This window comes from Alcaligenes sp. GW821-FHT11D07 (assembly GCF_058808495.1).
The window spans coordinates 618517-641331 of sequence record NZ_JBXART010000002.1; the positions used below are offsets into that span (position 1 = coordinate 618517).

A 22815-nucleotide genomic window follows, 5' to 3' on the forward strand; every position below is an offset into this window, starting at 1 on the left:
TGAAGAAATTAACTCGCTGACTTTCAATCCTGATATTTCATGATCAGTGATCCCCAGCGTGAATGGCGTAAGTATTTGAAATAAAGATCATGATTCATGCCGTTTAAATAGGCTTTCCTGGCGGGTATTCGTTCAGGGATTATTTTCCTGGGCACAAAGCTTAACTATTAGCGACATATTCTGGCTTCAAATCAGCTATATGCTAGGGCGATATGCAGTCCGCGAGGGCAAGACCATGATCGATGTCGTGCAACTAAGACAGGAAGGTTTGTATTGCCCTAAGGGCGATTTTTATATTGACCCCTGGCAGCCAGTGGCTACCGCTGTCATCACCCATGGCCACGGCGATCATGCCCGGCGGGGTATGGGGCGTTATCACACTACAGCCCAAGGCCTGCCTATTTTGCAATGGCGGCTGGGCGAGCAGGATTACGTCGAGCATCAGTACGGTGAACCCTTCAAGCTGGGCGAAGCCTGGGTGTCGTTGCACTCGGCCGGTCATGTACTGGGCTCGGCTCAGGTGCGTATTGAAGTTGACGGGCAGGTGTGGGTAGTCTCTGGCGACTACAAGCGTCAAGCGGACCCAACGTGCGAGCCCTTTGAGGTGCTTGCCTGTGACACCTTCATCACGGAATGCACCTTTGGTTTACCCATTTACCGTTGGCCTGATACCCACGAGGTCGCCCGCGATATAGCGGCATGGCGTGAGCATTGCGCGCAGCGTGGCGAGGCAGCCATTGTTTACTGCTATGCCCTGGGCAAGGCGCAGCGCGTCCTGGCCCATCTGCTCCCTTTTCTGGATGAGCCCGTTTACCTGCACGGAGCGATTGCGTCCGGTGTTCAGGTCTATAGACAGGCTGGAATCTCTCTGCCCGAGACGGTTTTGGTCAGCGAGATGGATGAGCCTGGGCGCAAAGCCGATTTTGCCGGCAAATTGGTCATGGCGCCGCCTTCCGCTTCCGGTAGCACCTGGCTCAGGCGTTTTGGCAAGGCTCAGCACGCTTTTGCCTCTGGCTGGATGCTGCTTAGGGGGAACCGCAGGCGGCGCAATATGGATCGGGGTTTTGTGGTGTCCGATCACGCAGATTGGCCCGATTTATTGCGCACTATTCAGCAAACAGGGGCAGGGCGGGTGATCGCCACGCACGGCGACACCCGTGCGCTGGTCAAAACCCTGATCGAGCAAGGTATCCAGGCCGAAACCTTGATGACGCAATATGGTGAAGACGACTAAGGCAGGAGCAAACAGCTATGAAGCGTTTTGCGGCGCTGTATCAGGAGTTGGATCGAAGCACAGCCACTCTGGACAAACGGGCGGCCCTGATTGCGTACTTTGAGCAGGCACCGGAGCAGGATGCTGTCTGGGCTTTGTACCTTCTTTCCGGAGGCAAGATCTCGCATGCTCGTCAGAAAATTGCCAGCTCCACCGAGATGCGAGCCTGGGTGGCTGACGTGTCCGGCGTTGCCCCTTGGCTGGTCGAGGAATGCTATGAGCAGGTGGGGGATCTTGCTGAAACCTTGGCGCTTCTGGTGCCAGGGGACAAAACGAGCGAAGAGGATCGCAGCTTGGCCGAATGGATAGAAACGGTCCTGATCCCCATTGCCAACCGCGAAGTCAGTGAGCGCGGCGAGGTCATCATGGCGGCCTGGAAGACTTTGTCCTTTGACGAACGGCTGGTATTCAATAAATTACTGACAGGGGCTTTGCGCGTTGGCGTGTCCCAGCGTACCGTGCAACAGGCTTTGGCCGAAATGTCGCAGGTGCCGATCTCCTTGATTGCGCAGCGCATGTTGGGTGCCTGGGTACCCAGTGTCTCTTTCTTCAGAGACCTGCTCAGCCAGTCGGCTTTGCCGGGCGACAGTCAACAACCTTATCCCTTTTACCTGGCTTCTCCGCTGGAGGTATCGGCCTCTGAACTGGGCCCGATTGGCGACTGGTTGATTGAGTGGAAGTGGGACGGCATACGCGTCCAATTGATCCGGCGTCCTGATGGTGTGGCCTTGTGGTCGCGCGGGGAGGAGCGTCTGGACGGCCGCTTTCCTGAGCTGGAAGCAGCTGCTGCAGCGATGAGCCGCCACTGCGTGCTGGATGGGGAGCTGTTGGCTTGGCAGGGGCAAGAGCCTATGCCTTTGCCGTTTTCAGCCTTGCAGACCCGAATACAGCGGCTTAAACCCGGCCCGAAGTGGCTTAAGGAAGCCCCGGTGCGGCTGCTGGTCTACGATCTGCTGGAACTGGAGGGCGAGGATTTGCGAGACCGCCCCCAAGCCGAACGTCGGCAAAAGCTGGAGGCTTTGCTTCACGAAAATGCCGATAGCCGGCTCATGGCCTCTCCCTTGCTGGACGCAGTTGATTGGGAGCAGGCTGCAGCCTTGCGTGAGCAGTCCCGGGAGCTTGGCGTGGAAGGCTTGATGCTTAAACGGCGTGATGCTCCTTATCGCAGCGGGCGGCGACGAGGGGACTGGTGGAAATGGAAAGTGGACCCTTTAAGCATTGATGCTGTGCTGCTGTATGCGCAGGCAGGTCATGGCAGGCGCAGTTCGCTCTACACGGATTACACCTTTGGTTTATGGGATGGCGATGTGTTGGTGCCCATCGCCAAAGCCTATTCAGGCTTGGATGACAAGGAAATTTTGCAGCTGGATCGCTGGTTGCGCGCCCACACCCGCGAGCGCTTTGGTCCGGTGCGCTCGGTGGACCCGGTTCAGGTGTTCGAGCTGGGGTTTGAAGGGGTGAATATTTCCAAGCGGCATAAATCCGGTATTGCCGTTCGCTTTCCGCGCATTTTGCGCTGGCGTCACGACAAGCCAGCAGAGCAGGCCGATCAATTGTCTACCTTGCAGGCTTTGGCGCGATGAGTACACGTGCTTCTTGGGATGCCCCGCTTAAAGCCTGGTTTGAAGAACAAGGCTGGAAGCCTGCCAGCTTTCAACGCGAAGCTTGGAGACGGTATTTGCGCGGGGAGTCCGGCTTGATTCATACGCCCACCGGCAGCGGTAAAACTCTGGCCGCGTTCGGTGGACCTTGCCTGGAAGCCTTGCAAGAGGGCACATCTGTTCGCAAGGCCGCCGGTTCAGGCCCCCGTGTTTTGTGGGTCACTCCGTTGCGTGCCCTGGCTGCCGATACTGCCCGTAGCCTGACGCGTACGGCTTTGGAACTGGGCTTGGATTGGACAGTAGCCTCGCGTACTGGCGATGCCAGCGCCAGAGATAAAAGGTTGGCTCGCCAAGGTAAAGCCGATGTGCTGGTGATCACACCGGAGTCGTTGTCTTTATTGCTGTCCTATGCAGACGCCTCTTTGCGTTTCCAGGCCTTGCGTTGCATCGTGGTGGACGAGTGGCATGAGTTGCTGGGTAATAAGCGCGGGGTGCTGCTGCAGCTCAGTTTGGCTCGCTTGCGTAGCCTGTCACCCGCCGTAAGAACCTGGGGCTTGTCGGCTACGTTGGGCAATTTGCTGGAGGCCCGTGATGTGCTGTTGCCACATGCGCCAGATAGCGCTCTGGTGGCGGGCGTCAAGCCGCGAACCATACGCATCCAGACCTTGATGCCGCCCAAAAATGGCTCTTTGCCCTGGGCCGGTAATCTCGGGTTATCGCAATTGGCTCGGGTGTATCAGCAGCTTTTCGCTGTGCGCTCCAGCTTGCTATTTACGAATACGCGAGCGCAGGCGGAATTGTGGCACCGGGCCTTGGCGTCCATTTGGCAAGAAGCCCCCGCTACGTTGGCTTTGCATCATGGCTCGCTGGACCCGGCCTTGCGGGCTGCCGCTGAACAAGGTTTGCGAGAGGGAAGTATTCGCTGCGTGGTGGCGACGTCCAGCCTGGACCTGGGAGTGGATTTCCCGGCGGTCGATCAGGTGTTGCAATTAGGCAGCCCCAAAGGTGTGGCGCGCCTGTTGCAGCGGGCAGGCCGGTCCCGGCATAGGCCGGGCGAGGCGGGCCACGTGATCTGCGTGCCGGCACAGGCGCTGGAGTTGATTGAGTATGCGGCTGCCCGTGACGCTATTGCTCGGGGGCAGATCGAGTCGCGTCCCGCCTTGCGCGGCTGTGTGGATGTATTGGCCCAGCATGCGGTGACCCTGGCTTTGGGCGGTGGATTTCAAGCCGATGCACTTTTTCAGGAAGTTCGGGGCACGCATGCTTACGCGGATCTGGATGTATCTACCTGGAATGCAGTGCTGGATTTCATTGTGCAGGGTGGCAATGCCCTGAGTAACTATCCGGAGTTTCACCGCGTACAGCCTGATGAGCAGGGTTGGTATCGGGTACAGGACAGGCGGCAGGCCATGCGTCACCGTTTGTCTATCGGGACGATTTCGGCTGATGGCGCTGTGTCGGTCAAGTTCCTACGAGGGGGCGGCTTGGGCTCCGTGGAAGAGAGTTTTTTAGCCCGACTGCGCCCAGGAGACCTGTTCCAGTTTGCTGGCCGAACTCTGCAGTTGGTGCGCCTGGAAGGAATGGTGGCCTATGTGCGTCGCGCCAAAGGAGGGGACGGTGCGGTAGCCAGTTGGCAGGGTGGTCGTATGCCGCTGTCAACGGCCTTGGCGCAGTCGGTCGAGCGTCTGTTTACCGCTCCGGGCAAGCACCCAGAAATGAAGGCGGTGGAACGGCTGTTGAGTATTCAGGCTCAGGCTAGCGCCTTGCCGCAGTCAGACCGTTTAGTGGCCGAACATATCGTCACCAAACGAGGCATGCACCTTTTTCTTTACCCCTTTGCAGGTAGAGCGGTGCATGAAGGCATGGCTGCCATGGTGGCTTTGCGCTGGGGGCGTCTGCAGGCCAATACTTTTTCTTTTGCGGTTAACGATTACGGGCTGGTGCTGAACCTGGCTCAAGCCGCTCCTCTTGATGCCCATTTGCTCAAACAATTACTTAGCCCGCAGGGCTCGCAAGAGGATTTGCGGGAAGGTGTGAATCTGGGCGAGTTAGCAAGACGGCATTTTCGTGAAATTGCTCGTGTGGCCGGCTTGCTGACTCCTTCTTTGCCCGGTGGTGCTCCCCGATCTTTGCGCCAAATACAGGCGTCCAGCGGCCTGCTCTACGATGTTCTGGTGCGCTATGACCCTGGCCATATTTTGTTGGCGCAGGCTCAACAAGAGGTTTTGGAGTACCAATTGGAAGCCCCGCGCCTGGACGCTGCGCTGCACGCCTGTGAGAGCCGCGAACTGATATTGTGCAGGCCCGCTGCGCTGACCCCGCTATCTTTTCCGCTGTGGACTGAAAGCCTGCGCGGACAGTTGAGTACGGAGACCTGGCAGGCTCGGGTAAAACGCGCTGCAGAGCAATTGGAGACGCGCTATGCACGCTTTGACTGATGACAGGCTGTCTATGGACATGGCGGGAGAGGCCATGGTGCTGCTGGGTGACCGTGCTTTGTATTGGCCCGCACGCGAACGCCTGATTATTGCGGATCTGCATTTGGGCAAAGACCATGTGTTTCGCCAAGCAGGGATTCCGGTGCCGCAGGGGACTACGGAAGGGGACCTGCAACGTCTATCTGATTTGCTAACCCTTAGCGGTGCGCGCACTGTGTGGGTGGTGGGTGACGTCTTGCATGGTCCTGCTCCGCATCCGGCCCTGTTGGCGATTTGGCACAACTGGCGTGATCAACATCAGGATGTCGATTTGGCCGTTTTGGCGGGCAATCACGACCGCGCTTTAAGTAAAGCGGCTCTGGACGTTCGTATTCTGGGCGAACAAGTACAAGATGGCCCCTTTCTTTTTCAGCATTTGCCGCAGCTTAGCAAGCAAGGGCTGCATGTTATTGCAGGGCACGTACATCCTAAGGTCCGCTTAAAGGGAGTGCCACGCAGCTGGCCAGCATTTTGGCTCAAACCCGGCTTGGCTATTTTGCCAGCTTTCTCGGATTTTACGGGCGGGGTCTTGGCCAAACCTGAGCGGGGCGAAACCTTGGTCGCTTGTGTCGACACAGCGCTGGTAGTGACTTCCAGGGGCCGGTAGCCTGATAGACAGTGGCGGCCTTCAGTGCTTTGTGAAGGATTCCGGGCAGGTCGCTAAACAGACAGCGCTTATTTACCGGGCGTTTGCTGATGGATACAACTTAAGACTAAGCGCTTGATGCTGCAGAAGTTATTGTCGGTATAATACTGTTTTTATATACAGTTAACTGGCATGCAGCTATCAACAAAACTCGAGATCCTGGCGGACGCGGCAAAATATGACGCCTCCTGCGCCAGCAGTGGTGCGCCCAAACGGGACTCCCGTGGGCGCAACGGCTTGGGTGCCAGCACGGGGGCCGGTATTTGCCATAGCTTTACCCCGGATGGGCGATGCGTATCGCTGCTCAAGATACTGCTAACCAACTTTTGTCAGTACGACTGCCTGTATTGCGTGAACCGGCGGTCCAGCAATGTTCCTCGGGCGCGTTTCAGGCCGCGGGAAGTCGTAGACCTGACGCTGGATTTTTATCGGCGCAATTATATAGACGGCCTGTTTCTAAGCTCGGGCATCATACGCAGCTCGGACTACACCATGGAAAATTTGGTGGAGGTAGCGCGCTCCTTGCGCGAAGACCATCTTTTTCGTGGCTACATTCACCTTAAAACTATTCCTGATGCGGACCCTAGGCTGATCACGCTTGCCGGGCAGTATGCAGACCGCTTAAGCGTCAATATCGAGCTTCCTACAGATGACGGGCTGCATCGCTTGGCTCCTGAGAAAAGCGGGCACACGATCAAGCGGGCGATGGGGGTGATCCGTCTGGCTCAAGAACACGCGCTAGAGGAAAAGCGGCCCAAAGTGCCTGCGGGCCAAAGTACGCAGATGATTGTGGGGGCGGATGCTGCGGACGACCGCAATATCTTGCAAACGGCGCAGAATCTGTATGGCGCCTACAAACTCAAGCGGGTGTATTACTCCGCGTTCAGTCCTATACCAGATAGTTCGTCGGCGTTGCCGGCCCAGCCTCCGCCACTGTTGCGTGAGCATCGCTTGTATCAGGCCGATTTCTTGCTGCGTAGCTATGGCTTTCGGGCAGAGGAACTTTTCCAAGCCAGTGGCGATTTGCCTTTGGACATTGATCCCAAGCTGGCCTGGGCGCTGGCTAACCGGGCGGTGTTCCCACTGGATCTGAATCGGGCACCAGAGCGCCTGATCGCCCGGGTTCCGGGGATAGGAATACGCAATGCCAAGCGTCTGGTGGAGCTACGACAATTGCGGGCCATTCGTTATCAAGATTTGATCCGTTTGCGTTGCTCCATGAAGATCCTCCAGCCCTTTGTCGTGGTGCAGGATTATCGGCCCGGCTTGGCCGAGCCGCCTTCTGAAAAGTTGCGGCGAATGCTCTCAACAAACCCTGAGCAGTTGAGCCTGTTATGAGTCCGGCTAATAGCCTTGTATGGCCTTCACTGGGGACAGGCGCTGATCAGCCCACTATGCATACGCTACGGGTTGAAGGTGGCTATGCAGGCTGGCGTAAGCAAGCGTTGCGTGCCTTGGCCGCTGGTTGGCCACCAGAATGGCTGAATTGGACGGAGCAGGCCACGGAGCCCGGGGATCAGGCCAGCCAGATAGGTCTGGACTATGCGCAGCCCCTTCCGGCTTCGCCGCACTTGGCCGCCTTGCAGGAACCCCCAGCTGAGGCGCTTCCTCGCCTGCCTATTATTCGCATCTCGAAAACGCTGAGTGAGTTGTTGCGTAACGCCGCCTTGTGCCGTACTGCCGAGCGTTGGGCTTTGTTGTATCGGGTGCTGTGGCGCTGGCAGCAGGGGGATCGCAGCGTGGAATCTGTTGCTGACGAAGACGGTGCCCGTTTATACGCCATGGCCAAAGCTGTGCGGCGAGAAAAGCACGACATGATTGCCTACGTCCGGTTTCGCCGTGGCCAGGAGGGGAGCCTGCCGGAGTATTGGGCCTGGTTTGAGCCTGCCCACGATGTGCTGGAGTGGGTGGCGGAGCATTTTGCAGGGCGCATGGGCAAGGCGAGCTGGTGCATTGCGACGCCGCATAGGGTAGCACTGTGGAATGGTCAGGATTTGCAGTATCTGGATGCGCCCGAGGATTTGGCGGCACTACGTGCAGGGCCATCCGAAGATCAGGTGGAAGCCTTGTGGTTGCGCTACTACCAAAGTATTTTCAACCCCGCCCGTCTGAATGAAACGGCCATGCAGCAAAGCATGCCAGTGCGGTTCTGGAAGGGGCTGCCCGAGGCCGCATTGATTCCGGCCATGGTCAGCGAAGCGCGCAATGGTGCTCGACGTGTCGGCCAGTTCAGCTCGATTGCTCAAATGCCCGGCAAGCTGGTGGCTGTTGATGCCCAGCGAGCCTTACCTCAGCGCACCATGCCCTCATCACTGGAGGCATGTCGCCGTTGCGGTTTATGGGAGCACGCCACGCAAGTGGTGGCGGGGGAAGGGCCTGCCCATGCAGGTTTGATGCTGATTGGTGAGCAGCCGGGAGATTACGAGGATCTGGCCGGCCGTGTATTCGTTGGGCCTGCGGGTCAGGTGTTGGATCAGGCTCTGCAACGGGCTGGTATCGCGCGTGAAACCGTTTTTTTGACGAATGCCGTCAAGCATTTCAAATGGAAAGCCCGCGGCAAGCAGCGCTTGCATGTCTCGCCCTCACCCACGGAAGTGCAGGCTTGCGGGCACTGGTTGCAGGAGGAAGTGGCGCGTGTGCAACCGTCCGTGATTGTGACCTTGGGGGCCACCGCCTTGTCCGCGCTACTTGGGCCAAAGGTGCGCCTGCAAAGCCATCTGGCGAAGCCTGTGCGCTGGGGGCAGTCTTGGGTGATTGCGACCTGGCATCCTTCCTACGCGTTACGAGTCGGGAATGCGGCCGAGAGTGAGGAAATCATAAAGGGTATTGCCCGAGCGCTTGCAATGGCACAACAACTGCAGAGTGCTCGGGACGGGGAGGGGGCTTAGAGCAAGCCGCCTTAGGTCAGACGGCTGATGCCTTGATCTTTCACTGTATCCAGCAATTCGCTTAAGCTGCCTTGAGCCAGTTCCAGCTCGGGGGCCAGATCGGCCAGGGGAACCAGCACAAAAGCACGCTCATGCATGCGTGGGTGCGGCACCGTGAGCCTTGCCGTGTCGATCTGCTCCTGGCCGTACAGCAGCAAGTCCAGGTCCAGCGTGCGTGGAGCGTTGCGATACAGGCGCGTGCGGCCGTGTTCCTGCTCAATGGCTTGCAGGCGATCCAGCAAGGCCTCAGGGCCAAGCGTACACGTGAAGCGAGTGACGGTATTAACGTAGTCCGGGCCGCTGGAATCCACCGGCGCGGTGCTGTAGAAATGAGCCAGTGTCAGGTTCTGAATACCGGGCGTGGCTGCCAGTTCGGCAGCTGCCGTTTCCAGAGTGTGTCGTGCTTCGCCCAGATTCGCTCCCATCGCCACATAAACCGTGGTGTGGGTCAGGCTCATGTTTCGCTTCCTGTCGACGTTCCGCTGCGTTTGGCGTTAGAGCGCCGACGACGGGTGCGTCGCTGACCGCTGCGCGAGGCTGTGCTTGTTGTGCTGGCGGGTTTGCGCACGGCGATCATGGTGCTGCGCTCTTCCTCGCCTGCATCGGCCAAGTCCATCCACCATTGGGCCTGCACGCTATCGACTTCTTTGGCTTCCGCACGCAGTTGCAAAAAGTCCACAGCAGCACGGAAACGAGGTTGTTCTGTCATGCGCCAGATAGCCCGGTTGGCAATCCGCTCAAATCGCGGCTGCATAAACCAGATTTCACGCATATCCGATTGAAAGCGCTTCTGGATAGGCATGATGCGGCTTTGCTTTTCCAGGACCAGGTCGGCTGCTTCCAGCAGGGCTTGCTGAGGATGCACGTCCTGCGCAATGCGTCGGTCCCATTCTTTTTGCACCAGCTTCCAGAGCAGGCAGGCATAAATAAAGCTGGGGCTAACGGATTTGCCAGCGCGCACACGGCTATCGGTGCGAGCCAGCGCCATGTCCAGAAACTCTGCGCCACCGGGCAAGCGTTGAACGGGCTCAACCATGGGCAGCAGCTTGCTGTGCAGATCCAAGGCTTGCAGGCGTTGGATGCAGTCCATGGCGTGACCGCAATTGAGCAACTTGAGCGTCTCGTCGGACAGACGGGACTCCGGTACGTTTTCGATCAGACCGGATAGCGACTTGATGGGCGCTTCAGTGACAGGCTCGATGATTGCATCCAGCTTGGAGGCGAATCGAACGGCGCGCAACATACGGACCGGATCTTCGCGGTAGCGGGTTTGTGCATCACCAATAATGCGTACACGGCGGGCTTTCAAGTCAGCCACGCCATTGTGGTAGTCGATGACGGTTTCGGTCAGAGGATCGTAGTAGAGCGCGTTGAGCGTGAAATCGCGGCGGGCGGCATCGTCCTCGATAGTGCCAAATTCGTTGTCGCGCAAAATCCGGCCATGTTCGTCGGTCTGCTTGCCACTGTCATCAGCCCGGAATGTCGAGGTTTCGATGATTTCCTGACCGAACACTACGTGAACCAGGCGGAAGCGCCGGCCAATGATGCGGGCACGGCGAAACAGGGGGCGGATCTGTTCGGGGGTGGCGTTGGTGGCGACGTCAAAGTCTTTGGGCTCCAGGCCCACCAGCAAGTCGCGCACCGCCCCGCCCACGACATAGGCTTGGTAGCCTTCGTGGTTCAGGACCTCGCACACTTTCACGGCATGGCGTGAGACCAGACGTCGGTCTATGCCATGCTCTTCCCGTGTGTAGCGGCGGGGCCCTTTGGGACGCGCGCTTTTGGCTGGTTTGAGCAGCCGGTCGACAAATGTTTTTATTGTTCGCTTGAGCATGCGTTTGATTTTACGATTTGCTGTCCATCATGTCAGCGAACAAATCGATGACAGCCCAATTACGTTCGATTGCAACAGTGCGCAGTCTATCGCTGGGGTTGGTGGCAACGGGGTCGGTGACCACTTCCATCAAGGGCAGATCGTTGGGCGAGTCGCTGTAAAACCAGCTGCGCTCAAAGTCCGACAGGGATTTGCCCATGGTTTGCAGCCATTGGTCCACGCGGGTGATCTTGCCGGCCTGAAAGCTGGGCACGCCGCTGATCTTGCCAGTGTAGCGACCGTCTTTCATTTCGGGAGTGGTGGCAATCAGGTGCTCCACACCCAGCGCAGCGGCAATGGGGCGGGTCACAAATTCGTTGGTGGCGGTCACGATAGCCACCAGATGGCCTTGGTCTTGGTGCTTGGCCAGCAGTTCGCGGGCGGCGGGGCTGATCGAGGGCAGGATGACTTCCTGCATGAACTCGTCCTGCCAGGCCAGCAATTCTTCCTGGCTGGCGTTGGTGAGCAGGCCTAACATAAATTCGGCCGATTCCTCGGCCGTCAACAATCCCTGGTTATATCGGTCCATCAGCTCTTCATTCAGGCGGACGGCTTCGGCCGGATCGCCGACACGGCCAGTACGAGCCAGAAAGTCAGCCCACTGGTAGTCGCTGTCTAAAGGAAGCAGGGTGTGGTCGAGATCAAAAAGGGCAATAAAAGAGGAAGCAGTCATGACTCAGCTAGAAGATTGGGTCTGGCTGTTGGCCAGAAGTTCTTTGAGCAGGGGTAAAGTGATGGGGCGTTTCTTTACCAGTGAAAAATTGTCCAGCGCATCGATCAGTGCGCTCAAGCGGTTCATATCGCGATCGTAGTGAGTCAGTATCCAGCTGAGCACTTCGGTTTGCAATTGCAGGCCTCGGGCGGCGGCCCGTTGCTGCATGGCCTCGGCCCGGTGGGCGTCGGACAGGTATTCCAGTCTGAATACCAGATCCCAGCCCAGTCGTGTGCGCAGGTCCTCGCGTACGGACATGGTTTTGGGGGCTCGGTCGCCGGAGACAAGCAAAGTAAAGGCGTCTGGCCGGGTGGCTGACTCGCGCCAGCGATTGTACAGCGCAAATACGGCAGCCTGTCCTTGCGGGTCAAAACGTTCTATATCGTCGATGGCCAGCAGGCTGGGAGGGGCCTTGTCATCCGTGGCAATGTCAAAGATGGGCTTGGAGGGAGTATCTGAACTAAAATAGCGGCTGTCGTCTCGACTGGCCATCGCCCGCAGCAGATGCGTTCGTCCTGCGCCGGGCGGTCCCCACAGGTAAACCGCGCGTCCTGGACTGCACTGACGCAGAGCCTGCAACGCAGCCTGATTCGCTCCGGCAACAAAGTTGTCCAAAGAGGCAGGCGGTGCTGGAGATATATCCAGAATCAGTTGCTCGGTCATGTGTCGTACAATTTCGTCCAACTCGCAATTTTTACATATCCCACGGCTTTTCCCATGAAAAACACTACTTCTGTTTCCTTGACCTACCGCGATGCAGGCGTGGATATCGACGCGGGCGATGCCCTGGTCGATCGTATTAAACCACTGGCTGCCAAAACCATGCGTGCAGGCGTCATGGCTGGAATCGGAGGCTTTGGCGCTTTGTTCGAAGTGCCTACCCACCTTAAAGAGCCCGTTCTGGTGTCCGGCACCGACGGTGTTGGTACCAAACTACGCCTGGCCTTTGACTGGCAGCGTCATGACACTGTGGGTATAGACCTGGTGGCCATGAGTGTCAACGACATTCTAGTCCAGGGCGCTGAACCCTTGTACTTTCTGGATTATTTTGCCTGCGGCAAGCTGTCGGTGGACACTGCAGCCCAGGTTGTTGGCGGTATTGCCAAAGGCTGTGAGCTTTCCGGCTGCGCCCTGATTGGCGGCGAAACGGCAGAAATGCCCGGCATGTACCCCGAAGGCGAATACGATCTGGCCGGTTTTGCAGTTGGTGCGGTTGAAAAAGCACGCATCATCGACGGCAAATCCATTGTTCCCGGCGACGTGGTACTGGGTCTGGCCTCCAGCGGTGCGCACTCCAACGGTTACTCGCTGATCCGCAAGGTTTTGAAGCACGCCAATGCCAAGCCAACTGACGAGCTGGATGGCCGTCCTTTGGCTGACGTGGTCATGGAACCCACTCGCATCTACGTGAAATCCGTATTGGCCGCCTTGACTGCCCACGGTGCGGACATCAAGGGCCTGGCTCACATCACGGGTGGTGGCTTGCTGGAAAACGTGCCCCGTATTCTGCAAAAGCACTTGAGCGCACGTTTGAAGCGTGACTCCTGGACCATGCCTGCCCTGTTCCAGTGGCTGCAAGAAAATGGCAATGTGGCCGACGAAGAAATGTACCGTGTCTTTAACTGCGGTATCGGCATGATCATCATTGTTCCTGCTGATAAAGCAGAAGCCATCAGTGCGACCTTGTCCGAGCAAGGCGAGACGGTTTACTCCCTGGGTGAGATCGTTGAGCGTCAGGAAGGCCAGGCGCAGACTGAAGTGGTCTAAGACCCCGATCCTGTCGTCATGAAAAAGCCAGCTCAATGAGCTGGCTTTTTTTATGTCCGGACCCCACAGATTCGAGCCGAAGCAGCTTTGTTTTTTTGCAGAATCCCTAAGAGTTTCAGACCTGATCTGCCATGTGGTATTGCCATAGCGAATTCACTGTATTTGATTTTCAAATAAAGGTTATATCAATCTTCTTATATTGATTTTCGAGGCCATCCGAACTTGGATATTACTCGTACATTCCATGATGTTCCTTGTCCCGTAAGGCTCCTACATTAAAGGCAGAAGCGTAGAAATATCAGCTGAAATGTTAGAAGCAATTTCTGAGGGGAAGGACATGGAGCATTTGGATTTATCGTTAAAAGACCCACACCCGTCTTTACACAATGAAGACTTGGCACCTTTGCCACGTAAAAAGCGTTTGTGGGGTTGGTTTGAGATTTTCAATGTGTGGTCCAACGACATACAAAGCCTGTTCGGCTATACCTTGGCCGCCACCTTGTTTATCTCGTATGGGCTAAATGGTTGGGCGGTATTTGCCGGGATTTTGCTGGCTGGTTTTATTGTGATGGGGCTGGTCAATTTAAGTGGCAAGCCCAGTGTCTTGTATGGCGTGCCTTACCCCGTTATTGCCCGTATCAGCATGGGCGTGAAGGGGGCCAAGTTTCCTGCGCTGGTGCGTGGGATTGTGGCTATTTTCTGGTACGGCGTGCAGACCTACTTTGCCTCTACTGCCTTGGCGCTGTTATTCAATGCCCTGCTGGATCACCCAGGGGGAGCACTGTTTCTAGGTCTGGACTGGGTGGGTTGGCTGTCTTACGTGCTGGTCTGCGTGATGCAATTGGGCATTTTTTTGATGGGCATGAAGTGGATTACCCGTTTTCTGAACTGGGCCGGTCCTTTGGTGTATCTGGTGATGTTCGCGCTGCTGGCCGTCATCTGGTACAAGGCGGGCGGTGGCCTGCTGGACAAGGTGGGCGAGATTTTTGCTGGTAAAGGTACGTACGAAGGCGGGCCATTGATGGCCTTTGGCGCTGTGGTCGGGACAATGGTGGCGTACTTTGCCGCGGTCGTGATCAATTACGGAGACTTCTCGCGTTTTGTAAAAGACGAGCGCAGCATGCGGATCGGTAACTTCATGGGTCTGCCTGTCAGCTTGGCCATATTCTCTTTCCTGGCTTTGTTCATTACCGCCGGCACTGCCGTGCTGTTTGGCGAGACCTTGACCAATCCCACTGATATTGTGGATCGCGTCGATAGTCTGGCGCTGACCGTGATTGCGGCTCTGACCTTTTTTGCGGCCACTGTCGGCATCAACCTGGTAGCGAACTTTATCCCTCCCGCTTTTGACCTGGCCAATCTGAAGCCTGAGCTTATTTCCGCCAAGATGGGAGGCATTTTGACCGCCGTAATTGCATTTTTCATTGGTGCCTTGTGGCTGCCTTTGATCAGCGCGATTGGCATTACCGGCTTTGTAGATACCTTGGGGGCGTTGCTGGCCCCGCTATACGGCATCATGATTGTGGACTTTTATCTGATCCGTAAGCAGCGCGTGGTGGTAGCGGATCTGTTCAGCCTAGAGGAAAGTGGTACTTACTACTTCCAGAATGGCTGGAACAAGCGTGCGATGGCGGCTTTTTTCCTGGCTGCCGTGTTCTCGGTAGCCACCGTGTGGGTGCCTGCCTTGGCCAAGCTGGCTGGCTACGGCTGGCTGATTGGTGCGTTGCTGGGCGGTACCTTCCAGTATCTGGCGATGCGTGCCCAGATAATGCCTAAGCTGGGTGGCGCCTCCGCTTAGTTTCAGAAATAAGCTGAACAAAAAGGCCGCCTTTTACGGGCGGCCTTTTCTGTGGGGGCGTATCAGCGGGGCCAGTATTGCCCTGCGGCCTGCACAATCTGCTCGGCAGCCTGTGGGTCTTGGCAATTAAACTGCAGCCGTTCAGGTTCTGAGCGCAGCCAGGTCAACTGGCGCTTCGCTAACTGTCGAGTGGCGGCAATGGCTTGCTCGACTGCTTCGTCCAGCTTCACTTGTCCCTCCAGATACGACCACAACTGCCGGTAGCCCACACAGCGGATAGAGGGCAGGCCGGTATGCAAGTCAGGGCGTTGGTGCAGTTTTTCCACCTCGTGCAGCAGCCCTTGCTCGATCATGTCGCGATAGCGAGCCGCAATGCGTTGGTGCAGCCAGGACCGGTTCTCAGGTTCCAGGCTTAGGGTGATGTAGCGATGACTGCCTTCTTGCGGCTGCGCCTTCTCTTTTAGCCAGTCGCTCATGGTCTTGCCGCTGATGTGAAAAATCTCCAGGGCGCGTTGAATGCGCTGGCTATCGCGGGGGGCCAAACGGGCAGCAGTAGTCGGATCGATACGGGCCAGCTCTTCGTGCATGCCTGGCCAGCCAATCTCCTGCGCCCGCTCGTCCAGTTGCTGGCGGATAGCAGGATCAGCCTGCGGCAAGTCATTCAAGCCTTCACGCAGGGCCTTGTAATACAGCATGGTGCCACCGCACAACACCGGGTAATGCCCGCGCGACTGGATTTCTTGAATCAGGCGAGTAGCGTCCGTGGCAAACTCGGCGGCTGAATAGCTTTCCGCCGGGTCACGTATATCGAGCAAATGGTGGGGGATGGCGGCCTGCTCCTGGGCGCTGGGCTTGGCGGTGCCTATGTCCATGCCCCGGTAAATAGTGGCCGAGTCCATCACAATCACTTCAATAGGCCAGTGTTGAGCCAGGGAGTGCGTGGTCGCGCTTTTGCCGCTGGCGGTTGGGCCCGCCAGACACAGTATGGGTAAATCGTTCATTGTCCACGCATAAAAAGTTTGTCCAGCTCGCTCAGCTTCCATTGGAACCAGGTGGGTCGGCCGTGGTTGCACAGGTCGGCCCGGTCGGTTTGCTCCATTTTGCGCAGCAAAGCGTTCATCTCGGGAATACTTAGGCGGCGGTTGGCACGAACGGCACCGTGGCAGGCCATGGTGGAAAGCAGCTCGTTGCGCTGTTCGTCCAGATGGCGTGACGAGCCCACTTGAGACAGATCGCGCAGCACAGCACGGGCCAGCGATTCTATATCGCCTTGGGCTAACAGGGCGGGGACAGCCCGTACTGCCATGGTGGTAGGCCCAGCGGGGTTCAAGCTTAGACCCAAATCGGCCAGTGTTTCTTGATGCTCATCCAGCAGGGCAATATCGCTTTCCGTGCAGCTGAAAACCACTGGCACCAACAAGTCCTGACGGGGCAGTTCACGGCCATCCAAGGCTTGCTTTAATTGTTCGTAGACCACGCGTTCATGGGCGGCATGCATATCCACCAGAATCATGCCTTGACGGGTTTCTGACAAGATATAGATGCCATGCAGTTGGCCCAGCGCCATGCCGAGCGGAAACTCATCTGAGCTATTGTCCGCGTCGCTTTGATAGCTGGTCACGGGCGTAGTGCTGGAAACCGGCTCAATAGTGCGATACATGGACTTCCAGTCCACATTGCCACCAGTAGGTTCGCGTAGGGCGAAGCTGGACTGCCAGCCCTGCCGAGCCGGGTGGCTGTAGGGCATGGCGGGTTCGCTGCTGGTGTAAGAGCCGGCTGTGGAGCCTGAAACTTGGGAGGGATAGGACGCCCCCGGCATTTGTGGCTGGGGGGCTCCTTCAGGCAGGGGCATGGCTGCTACCGGCGTTTCTCCGGCCATGCTTCCTTGAGCCAGGGTCTGGCCCACGGCTTGCAGCACAAAGCGATAGACGGCCCCACTGTCCCGGAAGCGGACTTCGTGCTTGGCAGGGTGTACATTCACGTCCAGGGTTGAAGGCTCGATGTCCAGAAATAGGGCATAAGCGGCTTGGCGGTCCCCATGCAGGACGTCTGCATAGGCGCTACGTATGGCGTGGGAGACGGTGCGGTCACGCACAAAGCGGCCATTCACAAACAGGAACTGCTTGTCCGCGCTGGGGCGCGCGTGTGCCGGGTGAATCACCAGACCGCGCAGGCCGATCAAACCTTGTTCTTGAGCCACAGGTAGGCTTTGGTCGATAAAGTCCTTGCCCAAAATATCCAGCAGGCGTTGCTCCAGCGTGCCGCTGCGCCAGTGGCGTTGTGGCTTGTCATTATGAAACAGCCGAAAGGCTATCTGCGGCTGTGCCAGGGCGATGCGCTCCAGCGCGGTGATGCAGTGCCCGTACTCGGTGCCTTCAGTACGCAAAAATTTGCGGCGTGCTGGGATCTGGTCAAAGAGCTGACGGACATCCACGTTGGTGCCAATCTGCCCAGAAGCGGGCTGTGGCTCGGCCTGACCTAGCGAGTATTCCCAGGCGTGCGGGTCTTCCTGAGTGCGAGAGTTAATGGTCAAGCGGGCGACTGAGGCAATCGAGGGCAAGGCCTCGCCCCGAAAGCCCATGGAAGCGACTGATTCCAGCTCGTCCAGCGAGCGGATTTTGCTGGTGGCATGCTGCTGCAGGGCCAAGGGCAGTTCTTCCTGGGCGATGCCGTGGCCATCGTCGCTGACAGAGATGCGGCGTATGCCACCGCCATCCAGGCGGATCTCGATAGCACTGGCTCCCGCGTCAATGGCGTTTTCCAGCAGTTCTTTCAGGACAGATGCCGGGCGCTCGATAACTTCACCGGCTGCAATTTGGCTTACAAGCAAGTCGGGGAGTGGGATAATACGGCGTCTTGATGACATAGGGCGGCTGGCCTTGTGTGTATTCAGTGTTGGACTGTGCAAGTTCAACGGGTTTCAAACGGTAGCGGCTTATTTTAACCGCTTGTTCTATGGTGTCGGTCTGGTCAGTATCGGACTGGCTGGTTTGTTATTTTGGTGTGGAACTATGCCCGATTTACTCAGCATGATCCTTCATATTGACCAATACCTGGGGGTGTGGGTTGAGCAGTATGGAGCCTGGATATACCTTGTTCTGTTCTTGATTATATTTGGCGAGACCGGGCTTGTGGTTTTGCCCTTTTTGCCGGGTGATTCCTTGCTGTTTATTGCGGGTGCCTTTGGGGCGTCCGGCATGTTGGACCCAGTCATGTTGGGTGCCATTTTGATCGTGGCCGCTATCTTGGGTAATACCGTCAATTATTATGTGGGCCGGTATATAGGACCGAAAGTCTTTACGCAGGAGTCCCGGTTCCTGGATCGCCGCGCCTTGGTTAAAACCCATGCTTTTTACGAGAAGCATGGCGGCAAGACCATTGTAATTTCCCGTTTCCTGCCCTTGTTCCGCACCTTCGCGCCCTTTGTGGCCGGTGTTGGCCATATGAATGCCATGCGCTTTCAGGCCTACAACATTACGGGTGCTTTGCTGTGGATTTGCAGCTTGATTACGCTGGGCTACTTCTTTGGCAATGTGCCTTTCATCAAGGCGCATTTGAATACCATTGTGCTGATCGGGATTGCAGCGGCAGCGGTACCTGTCGTGGCTGGAGCCTTGTGGAAGATCTTCAAGCGAAAAAGCAACAGTGATGCGGCTTTGTAAGTGGCCGTGTTTGGGCTAGGTAGTCCGTAGCAAGGAGGGGCGCAGTTAGCGCCCCTTTTTAGCAGGTGTTGTAAGTATTGTGGACACAAAAAAACGCAGCATTAGATGCTGCGTTTTTTTTTTGATCCCGCCAGAAGCCTAGCGACTGGCTAGAGCCGGAAACTCGGCAAAATATCCCCGGATACCGGTCAAAATGGCCTGGGCGATCTTGTCCTGATGCGAGGCGCTGCGCAGCAAGCGTTCTTCCTCAGGATTACTGATAAACGCCGTTTCGATCAGAATCGACGGGATATCGGGTGCTTTCAGCACAGCAAAACCGGCGCGTTCCACGCTACGTTTGTGCAGGCGGTTGATCTTGCCGATTTCGCCTAGCAGGTGTGCACCCACTTTGACGGAATCGTTAATTTGCGCGGCGGTAGACAAGTCCAGCAGGATTTGTGCGACCTGACGGTTATGGGAGCCCAAGTTCAAGCCGCCAATTAAGTCGGCATCGTTCTCTTTCTTGGCCAGCCACCGGGCGGCCGAACTGGTTGCACCGTTTTGGGACAAGGCGTAGATAGACGATCCGCGCGCGCTGGGCTTGATCCAGGCGTCAGCGTGAATGCTGATGAACAAGTCAGCTTTGACTCGGCGCGCTTTTTGCACACGTACTTGCAGCGGCACGAAAAAGTCCGAGTCGCGAGTCAGGTAAGTACGCATATTGGGCTGAGCATCGATCAGGCGCTTTAAGCGTCGGGCAATGTTCAACACCACATCTTTTTCGCGGGTGCCACCGGGGCCGATAGCACCGGGGTCCTCGCCACCGTGGCCAGGGTCCAGCGCAATCAGCAAGGGGCGATTGGGTGTACCTGGGGTTGCTGCCGGTGCAGGCGCACGTGGCGGGGTGGTGACAGGGGGCGGATTGTTGCGCACCACGGGCGGCAAGGTTTGACCTTGCACCGTAGGCACGGGAGCATCGGGCTGGTTTTGCGCCAGGCTCTCCAAGACGGAAGCCAGGGGGTCATCATCCTGGATTTGCAGAGCCAGCAGAGGGTCTTGTGCCATGCGTGGGTACAAGTCCAGCACCAGGCGGTACTTGTATTCACCCACGGGTTTCAGCGTAAAGATCTGGGGGGCGACGGCTTGCTTTAAGTCCAGCACCAGACGCACCACGTCGGGGCGGTTCTGGCCCACACGCACGGAGCGGATGTAGGGATCGTTGGGGCGGACTTTGGAGACCAGTTCCTCGATGGTGCGGTTCATGGTCAGGCCCTGGATGTCCACTACCATGCGGTGTGGATTTTCCAGTGTGAAATGTTCGGCCTTGAGCTCGCTGTCCATCTCCAGGGTGACGCGGGTGTATTCGTCAGCGGGCCAGGTGCGAACCGCCACAATCGTGCTGGCGTTCGCCAGACGGGGAATGACAGGAAGCAGGAACAGGGTAGTGGCCGTAGCGACGAATCGGCGACGGGCCTTGCCGGCTGGCGCTACTTTTGCTGGCTGGGGGCGAGTGTCGTAATCCATAGCGTTCCTTTGGCGCTGCGTGCATCCAGGGTGGCCAAGCGACCGTCACCACAATAATCCAGGTGTAAATCCAGATCGGGCTCGGGCAGTAAATTCCCTGCTTTTTCAGGCCATTCGATCAGCACAACAGCAGTGTCTTGCAAAATATCGCGAAAACCAGCATCGACCCATTCACGTGGATCGCTAAATCTATAAAAATCAAGATGATAGAAGTATAAGCTAGAAACTTTATAACTTTCAAGTAAAGCGTAGCTAGGACTTTTGATACGACCGGTAACGCCGCAGGCCCGCAGCAGGGCTCGCACGAAGTGAGTTTTACCGGCGCCCAGGTCCCCATGCAGGTGAATTCGGCCGCCTGTCGGTACTCCGGGCACCTGCCCGCCAAGCAGCGGGGCCAGGCGTTCGGCCAAGGCAGTGGTGGCATCCTCGTCAGGCAAGGACAGGGTCAAAGTGTGCTGGCTCATAAGAAGCGACTTAGGTAGCGAGGGTTAACCACAGTGGAATGGTCAAGCCCGCTAGTATAGTGCCGATCGACATGGTCAGCGCGACCAGACGACTGTCGGCACCCATGCGGGCGGCAAGTACGTGGGCGGATGATGCGGTGGGCAAGGCAGCAAAGACCAGGAGCATTTGCCGCTCCAGCAGGCTCATGTCCAGCAGCCAGGCGATCAGCAGCGCGGCAAGGGGTAGGGCCAGCAGCTTAATAGCCGTAATCCAGCTGATCAACGCCCCGGACTGACGTGAGCCTTGTAGAGACAATGTGGCGCCTACACACAACAAACCGATGCCCAAGGCGCAGGCACCCAAGCGACTTAAGGCCAACTGAACTGGACCCGGCACCGGCAAGCCCGCCAGATTCCACGCCAAAGCGGCCACGGTGGACAGGATCAAGGGGTTTTTAAGCAACTCGATGGCGATACGGCCTTGTTGTCCGCGTGCCAGCACCGTCACAGCCACCATATTGGCCATCGGAACAGAAAAACCCACCAGCAACGCCATGACTGCCACGCCGGAAGGCCCAGCAATGGCACTGGCCAAAGACATCCCTAAATAAGTATTGAAGCGAAACGCGCATTGCGTCAGAGCCGCGTGTTGCAGGTGTTCAGGTTTGAGGACAGGCAGGGCCAGCCAAGCCAGGGCGGTGCCCACCGCAATCAGCGCAGCGGCAGCCACCAGCAGCGGCCAGGTATCGCCAAGGTTCAAGGGGATACGGGTAATGGAGTCAAAGAGCAGGGCGGGGAACAGTACGTAATACACCAGCTTTTCTGCGCCCTGGAAAAACTCCCGGCTGAAATGAAAACGATGCAGCAGTAAGGCGCCCAAGGCTATCAACAGGAAATCGGGCAGAATCAGCGGGAATATTGTGGCCATGATGACTGTAAATAAAGGGAGATATAGGTATATCCCCTGTAAGAATCTACTTTCAGAATTAACAATTGCTGGGGTTTAGCTGAGCTATTATTGATTAACTCCCCTTACCCAGGGGCTGGATCTTCAAAAGAATTAAAGAGGAGATGTTCCCATGATAGAGAAGTTTCCCAAGAAGTTTGCGCTGCTAACCCTTTGTGCAAGTTTGTCTATGATCGGTACAGTCGCCCAGGCTCAGGCGGATTACCCCACACAGCCTATCCGGGTGATTGTGCCGTTTGCTCCAGGTGGCTCCACGGATATCGTGGCGCGTATTGTCACCAAGGGCATGAGCGAAGTGCTGGGCCAGTCCATGGTGATTGAAAACAAAGGTGGTGCGGGTGGTGCCATTGGCGCTGCTGAAGCGGCGCGAGCCAAACCCGACGGCTACACCTTGTCGATTGCCACGATCTCCACCTTGGCAGTGAACCCGGCTTGCCGCCCGAATGATCTGCCCTACGACCCTCTGAAAGACTTCATGCCGGTCAGCAACTTTGCCAACCTGCCCAACGTGATTGAGGTCAATCCCAAATTCCCGGCACAGAACTTCAAAGAGTTTGTGCAGCAGTTGAAAGACAACCCCGGTAAATATTCCTACGGTAGTTCGGGTACTTGCTCGGTTCTGCACTTGTTTGGTGAAGCCTTCAAACTGGAAACCGGGACGGATATCGTCCACGTTCCCTATCGTGGCGCAGGTCCGGCGGTAACCGATGCCGTTGGCGGCCAGATCAATGCCATGTTTGATAACCTGCCATCCTCCATGGGCCAGATTCAGGCCGGGAACTTGCGTGCCTTGGCCATTGCCTGGCCCGAGCGCTTGCCCGCCCTGAAAGATGTTCCTACCTTGGCTGAAGAAGGCTATCCACAGTTGAACAGCCCGGCCTGGTACGGCTTGCTGGCCCCTAAAGGTACGCCACCTGAAATTGTTGCCAAGCTACATCAGGCAGCAGCCGAGGCCTTGAAGAAGCCTGAAATTATTGCAGCCCTGGAAAAACAAGGCGCGACACCATCGGGTAATTCGCCCGAAGAGTTCGCCAAGGAAATCAAAGAGCAATACGACTGGGCACATGACGTGGTCAAGAAAGGCAATATCAAGCTGGAATAAGCCGTTAAGGCTGTAAGCCAAGGATAAAAAAACCGGCCTGTATGGCCGGTTTTTTATTTCAGCG

At 57.1% G+C, this 22815-nt stretch carries 19 protein-coding genes; 10 read left to right on the plus strand and 9 right to left on the minus strand.

Translation table 11 applies throughout. The features are described 5' to 3' along the window. Positions 1–235 precede the first annotated feature (235 nt). From AC1RSM_RS11450 to AC1RSM_RS11475, 6 genes are all read left to right on the plus strand, one after another. Positions 236–1234, plus strand: coding sequence for a ligase-associated DNA damage response exonuclease (locus AC1RSM_RS11450; RefSeq protein WP_492932585.1), 999 nt, complete (start codon positions 236–238; stop codon positions 1232–1234). 17 nt (positions 1235–1251) lie between these two features. Continuing rightward, complete coding sequence (locus AC1RSM_RS11455; protein WP_492932587.1) at positions 1252–2856, plus strand: ATP-dependent DNA ligase; 1605 nt, start codon at positions 1252–1254, stop codon at positions 2854–2856. Continuing rightward, positions 2853–5312, plus strand: coding sequence for a ligase-associated DNA damage response DEXH box helicase (locus AC1RSM_RS11460; RefSeq protein WP_492932589.1), 2460 nt, complete (start codon positions 2853–2855; stop codon positions 5310–5312). Before AC1RSM_RS11455 ends, AC1RSM_RS11460 begins: the two co-directional genes overlap by 4 nt. After that, the gene (gene pdeM / locus AC1RSM_RS11465) at positions 5296–5958 is read left to right on the plus strand and encodes a ligase-associated DNA damage response endonuclease PdeM (protein WP_492932591.1); all 663 of its coding nucleotides are present in this window, start codon (positions 5296–5298) and stop codon (positions 5956–5958) included. Before AC1RSM_RS11460 ends, pdeM begins: the two co-directional genes overlap by 17 nt. Positions 5959–6129: 171 nt before the next feature. After that, positions 6130–7335, plus strand: coding sequence for a putative DNA modification/repair radical SAM protein (locus AC1RSM_RS11470; protein WP_492932593.1), 1206 nt, complete (start codon positions 6130–6132; stop codon positions 7333–7335). A 56-nt stretch (positions 7336–7391) separates the two neighbouring features. Continuing rightward, complete coding sequence (locus AC1RSM_RS11475; RefSeq protein ID WP_492932595.1) at positions 7392–8885, plus strand: UdgX family uracil-DNA binding protein; 1494 nt, start codon at positions 7392–7394, stop codon at positions 8883–8885. 11 nt (positions 8886–8896) lie between these two features. On the opposite strand, the gene folK is transcribed toward AC1RSM_RS11475, so the two are convergent. The 4 genes from folK to hda are packed head-to-tail and all read right to left on the minus strand — an operon-like array spanning position 8897 to position 12172. After that, positions 8897–9382: a 2-amino-4-hydroxy-6-hydroxymethyldihydropteridine diphosphokinase gene (gene folK / locus AC1RSM_RS11480; RefSeq protein WP_492932597.1), complete on the minus strand. Its 486-nt coding sequence runs from the start codon at positions 9380–9382 to the stop codon at positions 8897–8899. Then, a complete protein-coding gene (gene pcnB, locus AC1RSM_RS11485; protein WP_492932599.1) occupies positions 9379–10758 on the minus strand; it encodes a polynucleotide adenylyltransferase PcnB in 1380 nt (459 codons plus the stop codon). The genes folK and pcnB overlap by 4 nt, the downstream gene beginning before the upstream one ends. 10 nt (positions 10759–10768) lie before the next feature. Beyond that, the gene (locus AC1RSM_RS11490; RefSeq protein WP_492932601.1) at positions 10769–11470 is read right to left on the minus strand and encodes an HAD family hydrolase; all 702 of its coding nucleotides are present in this window, start codon (positions 11468–11470) and stop codon (positions 10769–10771) included. Positions 11471–11473: 3 nt separating this feature from the next. Beyond that, on the minus strand, positions 11474–12172 hold the full coding sequence (gene hda / locus AC1RSM_RS11495) for a DnaA regulatory inactivator Hda (protein ID WP_492932603.1): 699 nt from the start codon (positions 12170–12172) through the stop codon (positions 11474–11476). A 54-nt stretch (positions 12173–12226) separates the two neighbouring features. On the opposite strand from hda, the gene purM reads away from it, so the two are divergent. Both purM and AC1RSM_RS11505 read left to right on the plus strand, forming a co-directional pair. After that, the gene (gene purM, locus AC1RSM_RS11500; RefSeq protein ID WP_492932605.1) at positions 12227–13276 is read left to right on the plus strand and encodes a phosphoribosylformylglycinamidine cyclo-ligase; all 1050 of its coding nucleotides are present in this window, start codon (positions 12227–12229) and stop codon (positions 13274–13276) included. Between the two features lie 337 nt (positions 13277–13613). After that, on the plus strand, positions 13614–15074 hold the full coding sequence (locus tag AC1RSM_RS11505) for an NCS1 family nucleobase:cation symporter-1 (protein WP_492932607.1): 1461 nt from the start codon (positions 13614–13616) through the stop codon (positions 15072–15074). Positions 15075–15136: 62 nt separating this feature from the next. Here AC1RSM_RS11505 and miaA read toward each other — a convergent pair whose 3' ends face one another. Both miaA and mutL read right to left on the minus strand, forming a co-directional pair. Continuing rightward, positions 15137–16075 carry a tRNA (adenosine(37)-N6)-dimethylallyltransferase MiaA gene (gene miaA, locus AC1RSM_RS11510; RefSeq protein ID WP_492932609.1) on the minus strand — a complete coding sequence of 313 codons (939 nt, stop codon included), beginning with the start codon at positions 16073–16075 and terminating at the stop codon, positions 15137–15139. Next, positions 16072–17940 (minus strand): DNA mismatch repair endonuclease MutL, encoded by a 1869-nt coding sequence (mutL, locus tag AC1RSM_RS11515; RefSeq protein WP_492932611.1) that lies wholly within the window; start codon positions 17938–17940, stop codon positions 16072–16074. Before mutL ends, miaA begins: the two co-directional genes overlap by 4 nt. Positions 17941–18085: 145 nt before the next feature. On the opposite strand from mutL, the gene AC1RSM_RS11520 reads away from it, so the two are divergent. Further along, a complete protein-coding gene (locus AC1RSM_RS11520; protein ID WP_492932613.1) occupies positions 18086–18736 on the plus strand; it encodes a VTT domain-containing protein in 651 nt (216 codons plus the stop codon). Positions 18737–18874: 138 nt separating this feature from the next. Here the strand turns inward: AC1RSM_RS11520 and AC1RSM_RS11525 are convergent, their stop codons facing one another. The 3 genes from AC1RSM_RS11525 to AC1RSM_RS11535 are packed head-to-tail and all read right to left on the minus strand — an operon-like array spanning position 18875 to position 21610. Then, positions 18875–20239 (minus strand): N-acetylmuramoyl-L-alanine amidase, encoded by a 1365-nt coding sequence (locus AC1RSM_RS11525; protein ID WP_492932615.1) that lies wholly within the window; start codon positions 20237–20239, stop codon positions 18875–18877. Beyond that, the gene (gene tsaE, locus AC1RSM_RS11530; protein ID WP_492932617.1) at positions 20203–20703 is read right to left on the minus strand and encodes a tRNA (adenosine(37)-N6)-threonylcarbamoyltransferase complex ATPase subunit type 1 TsaE; all 501 of its coding nucleotides are present in this window, start codon (positions 20701–20703) and stop codon (positions 20203–20205) included. Before tsaE ends, AC1RSM_RS11525 begins: the two co-directional genes overlap by 37 nt. A gap of 10 nt (positions 20704–20713) precedes the next feature. Next, positions 20714–21610, minus strand: coding sequence for an AEC family transporter (locus tag AC1RSM_RS11535; protein ID WP_492932619.1), 897 nt, complete (start codon positions 21608–21610; stop codon positions 20714–20716). A gap of 208 nt (positions 21611–21818) precedes the next feature. On the opposite strand from AC1RSM_RS11535, the gene AC1RSM_RS11540 reads away from it, so the two are divergent. Then, a complete protein-coding gene (locus AC1RSM_RS11540) occupies positions 21819–22751 on the plus strand; it encodes a tripartite tricarboxylate transporter substrate binding protein BugE (protein ID WP_492932621.1) in 933 nt (310 codons plus the stop codon). Positions 22752–22815 lie beyond the last annotated feature (64 nt).

Coding starts and splice junctions, on each gene's coding strand:
- folK (WP_492932597.1), bottom strand. CDS start 9,382: ATGAGCCTGACCCACACCACGGTTTATGTGGCGATGGGAGCGAATCTG.
- pdeM (WP_492932591.1), top strand. CDS start 5,296: ATGCACGCTTTGACTGATGACAGGCTGTCTATGGACATGGCGGGAGAG.
- AC1RSM_RS11520 (WP_492932613.1), top strand. CDS start 18,086: ATGCCCGATTTACTCAGCATGATCCTTCATATTGACCAATACCTGGGG.
- AC1RSM_RS11490 (WP_492932601.1), bottom strand. CDS start 11,470: ATGACTGCTTCCTCTTTTATTGCCCTTTTTGATCTCGACCACACCCTG.
- AC1RSM_RS11540 (WP_492932621.1), top strand. CDS start 21,819: ATGATCGGTACAGTCGCCCAGGCTCAGGCGGATTACCCCACACAGCCT.
- AC1RSM_RS11525 (WP_492932615.1), bottom strand. CDS start 20,239: ATGGATTACGACACTCGCCCCCAGCCAGCAAAAGTAGCGCCAGCCGGC.
- mutL (WP_492932611.1), bottom strand. CDS start 17,940: ATGTCATCAAGACGCCGTATTATCCCACTCCCCGACTTGCTTGTAAGC.
- AC1RSM_RS11470 (WP_492932593.1), top strand. CDS start 6,130: ATGCAGCTATCAACAAAACTCGAGATCCTGGCGGACGCGGCAAAATAT.
- purM (WP_492932605.1), top strand. CDS start 12,227: ATGAAAAACACTACTTCTGTTTCCTTGACCTACCGCGATGCAGGCGTG.
- pcnB (WP_492932599.1), bottom strand. CDS start 10,758: ATGCTCAAGCGAACAATAAAAACATTTGTCGACCGGCTGCTCAAACCA.
- AC1RSM_RS11450 (WP_492932585.1), top strand. CDS start 236: ATGATCGATGTCGTGCAACTAAGACAGGAAGGTTTGTATTGCCCTAAG.
- miaA (WP_492932609.1), bottom strand. CDS start 16,075: ATGAACGATTTACCCATACTGTGTCTGGCGGGCCCAACCGCCAGCGGC.
- AC1RSM_RS11535 (WP_492932619.1), bottom strand. CDS start 21,610: ATGGCCACAATATTCCCGCTGATTCTGCCCGATTTCCTGTTGATAGCC.
- tsaE (WP_492932617.1), bottom strand. CDS start 20,703: ATGAGCCAGCACACTTTGACCCTGTCCTTGCCTGACGAGGATGCCACC.
- AC1RSM_RS11505 (WP_492932607.1), top strand. CDS start 13,614: ATGGAGCATTTGGATTTATCGTTAAAAGACCCACACCCGTCTTTACAC.
- AC1RSM_RS11455 (WP_492932587.1), top strand. CDS start 1,252: ATGAAGCGTTTTGCGGCGCTGTATCAGGAGTTGGATCGAAGCACAGCC.
- AC1RSM_RS11475 (WP_492932595.1), top strand. CDS start 7,392: ATGCATACGCTACGGGTTGAAGGTGGCTATGCAGGCTGGCGTAAGCAA.
- AC1RSM_RS11460 (WP_492932589.1), top strand. CDS start 2,853: ATGAGTACACGTGCTTCTTGGGATGCCCCGCTTAAAGCCTGGTTTGAA.
- hda (WP_492932603.1), bottom strand. CDS start 12,172: ATGACCGAGCAACTGATTCTGGATATATCTCCAGCACCGCCTGCCTCT.